The organism is Bradyrhizobium sp. Cp5.3, assembly GCF_000426265.1.
GTDB lineage: Bacteria > Pseudomonadota > Alphaproteobacteria > Rhizobiales > Xanthobacteraceae > Bradyrhizobium > Bradyrhizobium neotropicale.
In genome coordinates, this window is the sequence record NZ_AUFA01000001.1 from 169,112 (window position 1) to 181,467 (window position 12,356).

At 64.0% G+C, this 12,356-nt stretch carries 12 protein-coding genes; 5 read left to right on the top strand and 7 right to left on the bottom strand.

Going from position 1 to position 12,356, the window contains the following annotated elements:
• Positions 1-2: 2 nt before the first annotated feature.
• Together K289_RS0100790 and K289_RS0100795 are read left to right on the top strand one after the other, a co-directional pair.
• Entirely contained in the window at positions 3-350 is a 348-nt protein-coding gene (locus K289_RS0100790; RefSeq protein WP_027549695.1) for an MmcQ/YjbR family DNA-binding protein, read from the top strand.
• Between the two features lie 8 nt (positions 351-358).
• Entirely contained in the window at positions 359-925 is a 567-nt protein-coding gene (locus tag K289_RS0100795; RefSeq protein WP_027549696.1) for a nucleotidyltransferase family protein, read from the top strand.
• Between the two features lie 192 nt (positions 926-1,117).
• Here K289_RS0100795 and K289_RS0100800 read toward each other — a convergent pair whose 3' ends face one another.
• From K289_RS0100800 to K289_RS0100810, 3 genes are all read right to left on the bottom strand, one after another.
• Positions 1,118-1,681, bottom strand: coding sequence for a PAN domain-containing protein (locus K289_RS0100800; RefSeq protein ID WP_027549697.1), 564 nt, complete (start codon positions 1,679-1,681; stop codon positions 1,118-1,120).
• 233 nt (positions 1,682-1,914) lie between these two features.
• A complete protein-coding gene (locus K289_RS0100805; RefSeq protein WP_027549698.1) occupies positions 1,915-3,285 on the bottom strand; it encodes a glutamate--cysteine ligase in 1,371 nt (456 codons plus the stop codon).
• A 99-nt stretch (positions 3,286-3,384) separates the two neighbouring features.
• Positions 3,385-3,873 carry a MarR family winged helix-turn-helix transcriptional regulator gene (locus tag K289_RS0100810; protein ID WP_027549699.1) on the bottom strand — a complete coding sequence of 163 codons (489 nt, stop codon included), beginning with the start codon at positions 3,871-3,873 and terminating at the stop codon, positions 3,385-3,387.
• Positions 3,874-3,998: 125 nt separating this feature from the next.
• On the opposite strand from K289_RS0100810, the gene gstA reads away from it, so the two are divergent.
• Positions 3,999-4,613 (top strand): glutathione transferase GstA, encoded by a 615-nt coding sequence (gene gstA, locus K289_RS0100815; protein WP_027549700.1) that lies wholly within the window; start codon positions 3,999-4,001, stop codon positions 4,611-4,613.
• Positions 4,614-4,824: 211 nt separating this feature from the next.
• Complete coding sequence (locus tag K289_RS43760; RefSeq protein WP_027549701.1) at positions 4,825-5,133, top strand: hypothetical protein; 309 nt, start codon at positions 4,825-4,827, stop codon at positions 5,131-5,133.
• Between the two features lie 527 nt (positions 5,134-5,660).
• Here K289_RS43760 and K289_RS0100830 read toward each other — a convergent pair.
• From K289_RS0100830 to K289_RS0100845, 4 genes are all read right to left on the bottom strand, one after another.
• The gene (locus K289_RS0100830) at positions 5,661-7,877 is read right to left on the bottom strand and encodes an FAD-dependent oxidoreductase (RefSeq protein WP_027549702.1); all 2,217 of its coding nucleotides are present in this window, start codon (positions 7,875-7,877) and stop codon (positions 5,661-5,663) included.
• A gap of 153 nt (positions 7,878-8,030) precedes the next feature.
• Positions 8,031-9,239: an acetyl-CoA C-acetyltransferase gene (locus K289_RS0100835; protein WP_027549703.1), complete on the bottom strand. Its 1,209-nt coding sequence runs from the start codon at positions 9,237-9,239 to the stop codon at positions 8,031-8,033.
• 63 nt (positions 9,240-9,302) lie between these two features.
• The gene (locus K289_RS0100840) at positions 9,303-11,093 is read right to left on the bottom strand and encodes an acyl-CoA dehydrogenase C-terminal domain-containing protein (RefSeq protein ID WP_027549704.1); all 1,791 of its coding nucleotides are present in this window, start codon (positions 11,091-11,093) and stop codon (positions 9,303-9,305) included.
• A gap of 102 nt (positions 11,094-11,195) precedes the next feature.
• Complete coding sequence (locus K289_RS0100845) at positions 11,196-11,579, bottom strand: nuclear transport factor 2 family protein (protein WP_035683540.1); 384 nt, start codon at positions 11,577-11,579, stop codon at positions 11,196-11,198.
• 183 nt (positions 11,580-11,762) lie between these two features.
• Here K289_RS0100845 and K289_RS0100850 point away from each other — a divergent pair, with 183 nt between their 5' ends.
• Entirely contained in the window at positions 11,763-12,353 is a 591-nt protein-coding gene (locus K289_RS0100850) for a PadR family transcriptional regulator (protein ID WP_027549706.1), read from the top strand.
• Positions 12,354-12,356 lie beyond the last annotated feature (3 nt).

Consider the following 12,356-nt stretch of genomic DNA (forward strand, 5'->3'; position numbering starts at 1 on the left):
TCGTGACCTTCGACGACGTCAGAAAATTTGCGCTGACGTGGCCGGAGGTCGAGGACGGCAGCTCCTACGGCACGCCGGCGCTGAAGGTGCGCAAGAAGATGCTCGCGCGGCTGAAGGAGGACGGCGACAGCCTGGTGATGCCGGATGTCCCCGTCGACGAGCGCGCCATGCTGGTCGAAAGCCAGCCAAACATCTTTTATTTCACCGATCACTACGCCGTCTACCCGATCGTGCTGATCCGCCTGTCCAAGGCGAAGCGCGCGATTATCGAGCCGTTCCTGCGGCGGCGCTGGCGTGCGCTCGCGTCGAAGGCGACGTGCGCGAAATACGATTCGGGTGAGAACGCGTGAGCGAAGCGATGGACTCGGCGCGGTTCCTCGCCCTGGCGCTGAAGAATCCAGTCAATGTTGCCATCATCGATGAATTGGCGCAGCTCGCGCTGCCGGATGCGTGGCTGGTGTCGGGATGCCTGGTGCAGACGGCGTGGAATGTGCTCACGGGCCGCGCAGTCGATCACGGCATCGCCGATTATGACGTGTTCTATTTCGATCCCGACACCTCATGGGAGGCCGAGGACGCGGTGATCCGCACGCTGCAGGCGCGGCTCGCGCATCTCGGGGTCAAGGTCGAGGCGCGCAACCAGGCGCGCGTGCATCTATGGTACCCCGGCAAGCATGGCCTGCCCTATCCGCCACTGACCTGTTCGACCGAAGGGATCGACCGCTTTCTGACGCAGAACACGCAAGTCGGTGTCAGGCGCGTCGGCGGGGATTTCGATGTCTATGCGCCGCACGGCTTCGACGATGTCGCAGGATTGATCGCGCGCCCCAATCCGGGCCCGAATTTCTCCGCCGCGAACTACGCCGTGAAAGCCGCGCGATGGAAGGCGCTGTGGCCGGAGATTACGGTGATAAAGGCGGAGTGAGGACGCCGTAGGGTAGGCAAAGGCGCGCTCTTCGCGCGCCGTGCCACCACGACCAACCGTAGTCGCTGTGACATGGTGGGCACGGCGCAAACGCGCCTTTGCCCACCCTACGGCCCTGAATATTTGGCGCACGATACAGCCTCGTCGTCATTGCGAGCGCAACTCGCAATGACGACGTTGAGAGCTTGCGCTTTACCGCACCACACCCGACGTGAACCCCGCCTTGCGGCGCGGCGGCTTGATCTCCTTTTTCAGGAAGCAGCGCGCCTCCCGGCCGGTATAGCCGGGACGGGCATAGGTGAAGGCGCGGCATTTGTTGTCGGCGGTGCAGGCGGCCTTGCAGGCCTCCTCGCCCTCGCCGACCTTGAGCTCGAAACTGCGCAGGTCGCCGCCGGGACGGTCGATCGACGTCTCCACGCCCTCGATGCGCGGCTCGATCACGCCGGCGCCGCGCACACCGGAGATGCAGCAATTTTCCGGCACGCGCGGCGGCACGGTGTTCTTGAGCCAGCACACCGCCGACCCGCCTTCGACGTCGGGATAGCTGAAGCTCCAGGAGTGGCAGCGCCGGTCGCGCTCGCAGAGCAGTGCACAATCCGCCGGATCGCCAGAGGCGACCGGTGTGCTGAAATAGTCGCCGCCGGGTCGGTCGAATGCGGTCTGGGCGCGCACTTGCGTCCACGCAAGCGTGAGCGCCAGCGTGACGCATGCCACGACGCTTGCCACGACGGCCCCAGGCAGGCGGCCCTTCCCCATCCGAACAGCTCTCGAGTTATTGACGATGCTTGCGTTTTTCAGCCGGTCATTTGATCGCCGCAAACCTGTATGGGCGATGAACGGCCTTGAGACCTGCTGTCGCCGGTCAGGCCAAAGCGCGATGAGATCGGGATGAATCGTCATCGCGCTTTAGGTTATTGTTTGAGCATGATCTTTTCGGAGAACCGCCGCGCACTTTGCGCGAACGCGGCCGTTCGGGTCCGGATCATGCTCTAGAAAGCGTATTCCTCGTAGGCCGGTTCCACCGAGCCGTTCCAGGGGCCGTTGAACTTGTCCAGCATCTCCTCGGCCGGCGTCCGGCCGGCATCGATGATGCGATCGAGCGGCTCGAGATGACGGGTCTCGTCGCGGCCGAGATGGTCGATCCGGCCACGCCGGCGCAGACCCGCATGTGCCAGAACGAGGCACTCCTTGGCGATCTCGAAGAGATAGCGGTCCCTGATCCGCGACTTGAAGCCGAAGCGGGGCACGTCGTCGCGCAGCGCCTGGCGCTCATGCGCGCTCCAGTGCTTCACGATGTCCCAGGCGGCATCGAGCGACACGTCGTCGTAGAGCAGCCCGACCCAGAACGCTGGCAGTGCCGGCAGCCGGCCCCACGGGCCGCCGTCGGAGCCGCGCATCTCGAGATAGCGCTTCAGCCGCACCTCGGGGAAGATCGTGGAGAGGTGGTTGGCCCAGTCCGACAGCGTCGGACGCTCGCCGGGCAAATTGTTGTTGCGGCCGTCGAAGAAGGCGCGGAACGAGGAGCCGGCGACGTCGATGTAATCGTCGCCGCGCTTGACGAAATACATGGGCACGTCGAGCGCGTAGTCGACATAGCGCTCGAACCCCATGCCGTCCTCGAACGCCCACGGCATCATGCCCGAGCGCGCATTGTCGGTGTCGCGCCAGATCTCGGAGCGGAAGGAGAGGAAGCCGTTGGGCTTGCCTTCGGTGAACGGCGAGTTGGCGAACAGCGCGGTCGCGACCGGCTGGAGCGCGAGCGACACCCGCAGCTTCTTGACCATGTCGGCTTCCGAGGAGAAGTCGAGATTGGTCTGCACCGTGCAGGTCCGAAACATCATGTCGAGGCCGTATTGGCCGACCTTCGGCATGTAGTTGCTCATGATCTTGTAGCGGCCCTTCGGCATCACCGGGATGTCGGGGCGCGACCAGGACGGGGTCATGCCGAGTCCAAGGAAGCCGATGCCGAGCGGGGCTGCGATCTCGCGCACCTGCGCCAGATGCGCCATCAGCTCGGCCTGGGTCTGGTGAACGGTCTCGACCGGCGCGCCGGACAGCTCGAACTGGCCGCCCGGCTCGAGCGAGATCGCACCGCCGCCGGTGACGTCGTAGAGCCCGATGATGTTGCCCTTCTCCATGATCGGCTCCCAGCCGAGCAGGAGCTTCATGCCTTCGAGCAGCGCGCCGATGCCGCGCGCGCCCTCGTAAGGAACCGGCCGGTGCTCGTCCAGCGTGAACGGCGTCTTCTCATGCTCGGTGCCGAGGCGGAATTCGGACGGGGCCTTGCAGCCGTCCTCGAACCACGTGACGAGCTCGTCACGCGATTGCAGCGGCGTCATATCGATCTGGTCTCGCGCCATTTCAAACTCTAATCAAAAGCGCTTCGACCGAACGCGCGCGGGTGACAGGGATGGTCCGCGAACCCACCGGGTGCGCGGCCGTGTTGGTTTGCCGCGCGATCATCGCGACGGCGTGCTTTCGTGAACGGGCGGCAGTTTCATCTCGCCGCATGAGCAACCCAGGCGGTCGAGCAGGGCACTGAGCTTGACGGCGTCGGTATCCGACAGTTTCGAGCCGACATATTTCTCGATCGCGGTGGAGTATGCACCCCACATCCGCTTCTGCAACTCGCGGCCCGCCTCCGTTATCTCGACAAACTGGCCGCGCTTGTCGATCTTGCATTCGCGGCGCGAGGCGAGCCCTTCGTCGACCAGGCGGTCGATCAGGCGCGAGGTCGAATATTGCGGGATCAGCATCTGCCGTTCGAGCTCCACCGGGCGCAGCTCGCCGGCCGGCGCGCGCGACAGTTCCAGGAGCGCGTCATACCAGGCCAGGGGCGGAAAGCCGGCCTTCTTGAGGTCCTGCTCGACGCAGTCGAGCACACGGCTCTGCACCCGCATCAGACGGATCCAGGCACCAGTTGCCTCGGTCGATGGTTTACGTTTCATGGTCAAGCTCAAACTCGTCGCCCGTTCTTACCCCACTCGATGCACCTGCATCAATCTTGACTATTACATGCAAATGCATGTAGGCGTTCCTTCGCCCCAACCAAGCGTCAAGAGGAGGAAATTCCATGAAACTGTATTATTCACCCGGCGCCTGCTCACTCTCCCCCCACATCGCGCTGCTCGAAGCCGACCTGCCCTACGAGCTGGTCAAGGTCGATATCCGCGCCAAGAAGCTCGAAAATGGTGAGGATTATCTGAAGGTGAATCCGAAGGGCCAGGTGCCCGCGCTGGGCCTTCCCAGCGGCGAGATCGTGACCGAAGGGCCGGTCATTGTCCAGATGATCGCCGACCAGGCGTCAAGCAAGGCACTGGCGCCGACCCGCGACAGTTCCGACCGCTACAAGCTGCTGGAGTGGCTGAACTTCCTCACCTCCGAGGTGCACAAGAGCTTCGGTCCGCTGTTCGCGCCGGCGCTGAACGACGAGGCCAAGGCGTTCTTCAAGGACCGCGTCATGGGCAAGCTGAAATACATCGACAGCCAGCTCGCCGGCCGCGACTATCTCATGGGCAAGCAGTTCACGGTGGCCGACGGCTATCTCTTCACGATGCTGACCTGGGCCGACAAGATGAAGTTCGACCTCTCCGCGATGCCGAACCTCACCGCCTACAAGGCCCGCGTCGCTGCACGGCCGAAGGTGCAAGAAGCCCTGAAGAAGGAGGGGCTGGCGCAGGCCGCGTGAGGCGCCGCGTATCGAATGCCGAAAGGCCGGATCAATGATCCGGCCTTTCTGTTATCGCAATCGGCAACGAAGTCAGGATTATCGTACCTCTCCTTAGACTTATGAACACTGTTCGCCGAATGGTCAGGAATGCTGTCTTGTTACTACCTGCGAAGCGGGCAAGCTTGGCGGCATTGATTGAGGATTATTTGTATTCTCATCGGAGTGGAACTTGGCGGTTGCGTTCATCCTGATCGTTGCTAGCGCGTTGGTGGGCGCGGCGAGCGGCTTCGTTTTCAGGATCTGGGCGCTGGTCTTGATCGCACCGGTGGTCGCAATCTTCTCTGCAATCGTTCTCCGGTCCTACGAGTTCGGCCTCGTCGCAGGCGTGACCACCATTGCCGCCTGTCTTGCCATCTGCCAGCTGGCTTATCTCGCCGCGACCTATCTGCTGCACGCGCCGGACGTTTCAGCTCATCACGAAATCGACGGCGAGCCAGGTGAAGAGCGCGAGCAGAAAATCCGCCGCCAGCACAAGTAACGCCGCGACTGCCCAGAACACCGGCCCTTTGCGGCGCAGACGCGCAGGCCTCTGCCGCGGCGAAGGCGCGGCAGCATGTTTCGGGGCGAGCTCACGATCGAGCGCAGTCTTCTGGAACACCAGAGAGTTCATTGCGGAACACTTTCTTCATTGATTTTCAACTTGCCGGCAGATCGGCAAGCGTCCCAACAAGGTCGATTCGCAAGTTCATGACCGGTTCGGGAGCAAGAGTAGTGCCAAGGAGTAGTACCAAGGCCGAGCAAAAGAACGGCGCCGCTTTGGCGCGCAGATAAACTCTGCGCGACGCCGCAACGTTCCAACCATGCATGCTTTTCTTGGCGAGCTCTGTGACGGGTTCCACAAACCTGACAGAAAAGCCAGATGCGCGTTTGCGGCTATCGGCCGCGCCGCATTCACCGCGTGCATCGCGCCGCCTCAGATCTTCGTGTGCTGAACACGCCCGCACACAAAAAAAGCCGGATCGATGATCCGGCCTTCTTGATTCACAATCGCGGCTACAAGTGCGCCTAGGCTGCAGCCGACTTCTTCGGCGCGAAGCGGCCGTAGAAGGTTTCGCCCTTCGCCGCCATCTCCTCGAGCAGCTTCGGCGGGGTGAAGCGCGAGCCGTATTTGGCTTCGAGCTTGTGGCAGAGCTCGACGAACTTCTTCGTGCCCATGAAGTCGATGTAGGACAGCGTGCCGCCGGTGAACGGCGCGAAGCCGAAGCCGAGGATCGAGCCGACATCCGCCTCGCGCGGATCGGTGATGACATGATCCTCAACCGTGCGCGCGGCCTCCACCGCCTGCACCACCAGGAAGCGCTGCTTCAATTCCTCGACGTCCAGCGTATCGGGGTCGAGCTGCTTGGGCTGAAGCGCCGAGAGACCGGGCCACAGGCTCTTCTGGCCCTTGCCCTTCTCCGGATAGTCGTAGAAGCCCTTGCTGTTCTTGCGGCCGAGCCGGCCCTGCTTCTCGACCATCTCCACCATCAGCTTCTTCTGATCGGGGTTGATGGCGTTCGGACCGAGGTCGGCTTCGGTCGCCCTCATGATCTTCAGGCCGAGGTCGAGCGCGACTTCGTCCGACAGCGAGAGCGGGCCGACCGGCATGCCGGCCATCTTGGCGCAATTCTCGATCATCGCCGGCGGCACGCCCTCGAGGAACATCTCGTTGCCTTCGGCCACGTAGCGGCCGACGCAGCGGTTGGCGAAGAAGCCGCGGCTGTCGTTGACCACGATCGGCGTCTTGCCGATGGTGCGGACATAGTCGAGCGCGGTTGCGAGTGCGACGTCGCCGGTGTTCTTGCCGAGGATGATCTCGACCAGCATCATCTTCTCGACCGGCGAGAAGAAGTGAATGCCGACGAACTTGCCCTGGTCCTTGAATCCTTCCGCGAGCGAGGTGATCGGCAGCGTCGAGGTGTTCGACGCGAAGATCACGTCGGGCTTAAGATACTGCTGCGCCTTGGCGAAGGTCTCGGCCTTGACCTTGCGATCCTCGAACACGGCCTCGATGACGAGGTCGACGTCCTTCAGCGCGGCATAGTCAGGGGTCGCCGTGATGCGCGCGAGCAGCGCTTCGGCATCGGCGGGCTTGGCGCGGCCCTTCTTGATCTGATCCTCGATCGCCTTCTGCGCATGCGCCTTGCCCTTGTCGGCGCTCTCCTGGTCGCGGTCGATCAGGACGACGTCGAGGCCGGCGCGGGCCGAGACGTAGCCGACGCTCGCGCCCATGAAGCCGGCGCCGATCACGGCGATCTTCTTCACCTTGGTCGGCGGCACGTCCTTCGGACGGCGCGCGCCCTTGTTCAGCTCCTGCATCGACAGGAACAGGCTGCGGATCATCGCGGCCGCTTCCTTCGAGCGCAGCACCGAGGTGAAGTAGCGCGATTCGACGCGCAGCGCCGCGTCGATCGGCAACTGCAGCCCCTCATAGACGCAGCTCATGATCGCGCGCGCGGCCGGATAGTTGTCGTAGGTCTCGCGGCGATAGATCGCGTTGCCGGCCGGGAACATCATCATGCCGGCCTTGGAGAACACCGGGCCGCCGGGCAGCTTGAATCCCTTCTCGTCCCAGGGCGCGACCGCCTTGCCGCCACCCTTGATCCAGTCCTTCGCCGCCTTGATGAGGTCGCCGGCCGGCACGATGGCGTGAATCAGATTCAGCGCCTTGGCCTTCTCGATGGTGACCGGATCGCCTTTGAGCAGGATCGTCATCGCATCCTGCGGCGGCACGAGGCGCGGCACGCGCTGCGTGCCACCGGCGCCGGGGAACAGGCCGACCTTGACCTCGGGCAGGCCGAGCCGCGTCTTGGGATTCTCCGCCGCCACGCGATAGTGGCAGCACAGCGTGATCTCGAAGCCGCCACCGAGCGCGAGGCCGTTGATCGCGGCCGCCCACGGCTTGCCGGAAGTCTCGATCGAGCGCAGCACCTGCGAGAAGCGCCGGCTCTGCTCGAACAGCATCTGGTTCGCCGCGGTCTCGCCCTGCTCCTTGAAGACCTTGGCGTAGGCCTGGTTCATGCCCTCGAGCATCGACAGGTCGGCGCCGGCGCAGAACGCCTCCTTGGCCGAGGTGATGACGACGCCCTTCACCGCGGCGTCAGCCGTCGTGTCCTTGACGATCGCGTCGAGCTCGTTGGTCGAGGTCTCGTCGAGCACGTTCATCGAACGGCCCGGGATGTCCCAGGTGACGAGCGCAATGCCCTCGGCGTCGGTCTCAACCTTGAAGTTCTTGTAAGCCATGTTGGTTGCTCCTCGGTGCCGCAGCCGATCTCAGGCGCGGCGGTTTGACTTGAGATCTCGTAGGGTGGATTAGCCGAAGGCGTAATCCACCAGTCCACGGCGAAAGAAGTGGTGGGTTACGCTTCGCTAACCCACCCTACGCAACAATGCTCGTTACACGCGCTCGATGATGGTGGCGGTGCCCATGCCGCCGCCAATGCACAGCGTCACCAGCGCGGTGGACTTGTTGGTACGCTCGAGCTCGTCGAGCACGGTGCCGAGGATCATCGCACCGGTTGCGCCGAGGGGATGGCCGAGCGCGATGGCACCGCCATTGACGTTGATCTTGGCGTTGTCGATATCGAAGGCCTGGATATAGCGCAGCACCACCGAGGCGAAGGCCTCGTTGAGCTCGAACAGGTCGATGTCCGACTTCTTCATGCCCGAGCGCGCGAACAGCTTCTCGGTGACGTCGACCGGACCGGTCAGCATCATCGCGGGCTCCGAGCCGATATTGGCGAAGGCGCGAATCTTTGCGCGCGGCTTCATGCCGTATTTCGCACCCGCTTCCTTGCTGCCGAGCAGGACCGCGCCAGCGCCGTCCACGATGCCCGAGGAGTTGCCGGCATGGTGCACGTAGTTGACGCGCTCGATCTCCGGATGCGACTGCACCGCGACGCCGTCGAAGCCGCCCATCTGCGCCATCATCGTGAACGACGGCTGCAGCTGTGCCAGCGACTGCATCGTGGTCGAGGGACGCATGTGCTCGTCCTTGGCCAGGATGGTGAGGCCGTTGATGTCCTTCACCGGCACCACGGACCTGTTGAAGCGGCCCTCGTCCCAGGCCTTGCCGGCGCGCTGCTGGCTCTGCACCGCATAGGCGTCGACGTCGTCGCGCGAGAAGCCGTACTTGGTCGCGATCAGGTCGGCCGAGACGCCCTGCGGCATGAAGTAGGCCGGCACCGCCATCGACGGATCCATCGGCCAGGCACCGCCGGAGGCGCCGATGCCGACGCGGCTCATCGATTCGGCGCCGCCGCCGATCACGAGCTCATGCTGGCCGCTCATCACTTGCGCCGCGGCAAAATTCACGGCGTCGAGACCAGAGGCGCAGAAGCGGCTGATCTGCACGCCGGGCACAGCCTCGCCGAGACCCGCTTTGAGCGCCGCGAAGCGCGCGATGTCGGAGCCCGCTTCGCCGACGGGATCGACCACGCCGAGCACGACGTCGTCGACGGAATCCACCGGCAGGTTGTTGCGGTCCTTCAGCGCCTTCAGCGGCACGGTGGCGAGCGCAAGCGCCGTCACCTCGTGCAGCGCGCCGTCCGGCTTGCCGCGGCCGCGGGGAGTCCGGACGTGGTCGTAGATGAATGCCTCAGGCATGACGCCCTCCTGATGTGATATTCGGAATCTGACAGTTGTTGGGAGCAGGCAGCGGAAGCAGGCTCAGAACGCTTCCGCGGGCAGTTCCATGATGGTTGCGCAGCCGGACTGGATGCGGGCGAGATTGGCGGCCGTCTCCGGCAGCATCCGCTCCATGAAGAAGCGGCCGGTGACGAGCTTGGTCGAGAGATAGGGCGTGGGTCCGCTCTCGGCAATCTTGGCTTGGGTCACTTTGGCCATCCGCGCCCACATGTAGCCGAGCGCGACGAAGCCGAAGAGATGCATGTAGTCGGTCGCGGCGGCGCCGGCATTGTCCGGCTTCATCATCGCGTTCTGCATCAGCCAGGTGGTGGCCTGCTGGAGATGGCCGAGCGCGGTCGACAGCGGCGCGATATAGGGCTTGAGCGCCTCGTCGCCGCCATTCTCCTTGGCGAAGGCCATGACCTCGCCGAAGAATGCCATGATGGCGCGGCCGCCGTCGCGCGGCAGCTTGCGGCCGACGAGGTCGAGCGCCTGGATGCCGTTGGCGCCTTCATAGATCATGGCGATGCGGGCGTCGCGCACGAACTGCTCCATGCCCTGCTCGGCGATGTAGCCGTGGCCGCCATACATCTGCTGCGCCTGCACCGCGTTGGCGAAGCCGTAGTCGGTGAGGAAGCCCTTCAGCACCGGCGTCATCAGGCCCATGTGATCGTCGGCGGCCTGGCGGTCCTTGGCATCTTCGGAGCGATGCGCGACATCGCTCTTCAGCGCGGTCCAAATTACGAAGGCGCGCGCGGCCTCGTTGAAGGCGCGGATCGAGAGCAGCGTGCGGCGCACGTCGGGATGCACGATGATCGGATCGGCCGGCTTGTCCGGCGCCTTGACGCCGGTGAGCGCGCGGCCCTGGATGCGCTCGCGGGCATAGGCGACGGCGTTCTGATAGGCGACCTCGGACTGCGCGAGGCCCTGCACGGCGACGCCGAGGCGGGCCTCGTTCATCATCACGAACATGCCCTGCATGCCCTTGTTCTCTTCGCCGATCAGCCAGCCGGTGGCGCTGTCGTAGTTCATCACGCAGGTGGAATTGCCGTGGATGCCCATCTTGTGCTCGATCGAGCCGCAGACCACGCCATTGCGGGCGCCGATCGAGCCATCGGCATTCACGAGGAACTTCGGCACCACGAACAACGAAACGCCCTTGATGCCGGCAGGCGCACCCTCGATACGGGCGAGCACGAGGTGGATGATGTTGTCGGCGAGATCGTGCTCGCCGGCCGAGATGAAGATCTTGGTGCCCGTGATCTTGAAGCTGCCGTCGGCCTGGCGCACCGCCTTGGTGCGGAGCATGCCGAGGTCGGTGCCGCAATGCGGCTCGGTGAGGTTCATGGTGCCGGTCCACTCGCCTGCCACCATCTTCGGCACGTAGGTCTTCTTCTGCTCCGGCGTGCCGTGCACCAGCAGCGCGGCGGTCGCGCCCATGGTGAGGCCGCCATACATCGAGAACGCCATGTTGGCGGATATCTGGAATTCGTTGACGGCCTGGCTCAGCGTCACCGGCAGACCCTGGCCGCCGAACTCCTGCGGCGCCGACAGGCCGAGCCAGCCGCCCTCGGCGACCTGCTTGAACGCGTCCTTGAAGCCCTTCGGCGTGGTGACGCTGCCGTCGTCTGCGCGCTTGCAGCCCTCGAGATCGCCGACGCGGTTGAGCGGCTGCAGCACCTCTTCGGCAAGCTTGGCGGCCTCGCCGAGGATCGCCTCGCGCACGTCGCTCGACGCATCGGAGAAGCCCGGCAGATTGTCGTAGCGGTCGATCTGGAAGACGTCGTTGAAGAGGAAGTTCACGTCTTCGATTGGAGCTTTATAGATCGGCATGGCGTTCTCCCGGCATGGGGCCGTTCGTGGTGATATTTGCTTGATACCTGCGGCGCAGCGCCTGCCCGCGAGCTTAGCGGGTTCTGCAACCTCAGGGCAGGGTCATGATTGGGCGGCGAGCTGCTCCGCCATCAGGCGATGCAGCATGTTGATGGCCTTGAGCGGGCGCACCATCACCTTGAAATGGGTGATGCGGCCGTCAGTGTCGAAGGTGATGATGTCGACGCCGTTGATCTCGATGCCGTCGATGACGTTCTTGAATTCGAGCACGGCGCCGTTGGCGCTCTTCCACTCGCCGACATAGGTGAAGCCGGGACCGCCGAGCACCTTCTCGGCGCTGGAGAGATATTTGAAGGTGATGTCGCGCCCGCGCTGCGGCGTGTGCACGACGGGGCTTTCGAAGACGGCGTCAGGATGCAGCAGGTCCCAGAGCGCGGCGCGGTCATGAGACTTCATGTAGCCGTACCAGGAGTCGAGGCCGGTCATTGTCAGGGTGCCTCCCATGATTAAGGGGCCATGGCAAAAAACGTGAAAACAACCCCATGCACAGTAGCCCGAAGGCCGACGCCGGCCGGCAAACGGCCTGCCGTCATATGCACATTGACGCATATGCGCCGATATGCATAAAGTCAAGTCAATTGGTCGGGACCTCATAAGGGAGCCGGTGTCATGGCGCTGGGCGACGCAATTCTCGCATGCCTGACGGAACGTCCGATGACGGGCTACGAGCTCGCCAAGACATTCGACTCCTCGATCGGCTTCTTCTGGAAGGCCGACCACCAGCAGATCTATCGCGAGCTCTCCAAGCTGCGCGACCGCGGCTACATCCAGGGCCGCGAGGTCGTACAATCCGGCAAGCCCAATAAACTCATCTATACGCTCACTCCGGAAGGGCGAACAGCGCTGCGGCACTGGGCCGCGCGGCCAAGCACACCGCCCTCGATCAAGGACGACCTCCTGGTCCGGCTGCATGCGCTCGACAGCATCGACATCGAGCCCTTGCGCACCGACTTGATGGATCGGCTGGAGCACCACCGCGACCGCCACGCCAATTACGAGCGCATCCTGAAGAAGCGTTTTCCGGAGGGGACGGCGGAGGGTGTGCTCGACCTCGGCAATCTGCTGCTGCTTCGCCTCGGCGCCCGGCACGAGCAGATGGTGGCCGATTTCTGCGAGGAGACGCTCGAGACGCTGTCGGCGATGAGCGGCAAGGGCACGGTGGTACCGCTGGACGACGGCAAGCGCGAAGGAAAAGGCTGAGCC

Excerpts from the sequence above, each read along its gene's own strand:
- K289_RS0100840 (WP_027549704.1), bottom strand. The coding sequence starts at position 11,093 with ATGCCGATCTATAAAGCTCCAATCGAAGACGTGAACTTCCTCTTCAAC.
- K289_RS0100795 (WP_027549696.1), top strand. The coding sequence starts at position 359 with ATGGACTCGGCGCGGTTCCTCGCCCTGGCGCTGAAGAATCCAGTCAAT.
- K289_RS0100800 (WP_027549697.1), bottom strand. The coding sequence starts at position 1,681 with ATGGGGAAGGGCCGCCTGCCTGGGGCCGTCGTGGCAAGCGTCGTGGCA.
- K289_RS0100810 (WP_027549699.1), bottom strand. The coding sequence starts at position 3,873 with ATGAAACGTAAACCATCGACCGAGGCAACTGGTGCCTGGATCCGTCTG.
- K289_RS0100805 (WP_027549698.1), bottom strand. The coding sequence starts at position 3,285 with ATGGCGCGAGACCAGATCGATATGACGCCGCTGCAATCGCGTGACGAG.
- K289_RS0100845 (WP_035683540.1), bottom strand. The coding sequence starts at position 11,579 with ATGACCGGCCTCGACTCCTGGTACGGCTACATGAAGTCTCATGACCGC.
- gstA (WP_027549700.1), top strand. The coding sequence starts at position 3,999 with ATGAAACTGTATTATTCACCCGGCGCCTGCTCACTCTCCCCCCACATC.
- K289_RS0100850 (WP_027549706.1), top strand. The coding sequence starts at position 11,763 with ATGGCGCTGGGCGACGCAATTCTCGCATGCCTGACGGAACGTCCGATG.
- K289_RS0100835 (WP_027549703.1), bottom strand. The coding sequence starts at position 9,239 with ATGCCTGAGGCATTCATCTACGACCACGTCCGGACTCCCCGCGGCCGC.
- K289_RS0100830 (WP_027549702.1), bottom strand. The coding sequence starts at position 7,877 with ATGGCTTACAAGAACTTCAAGGTTGAGACCGACGCCGAGGGCATTGCG.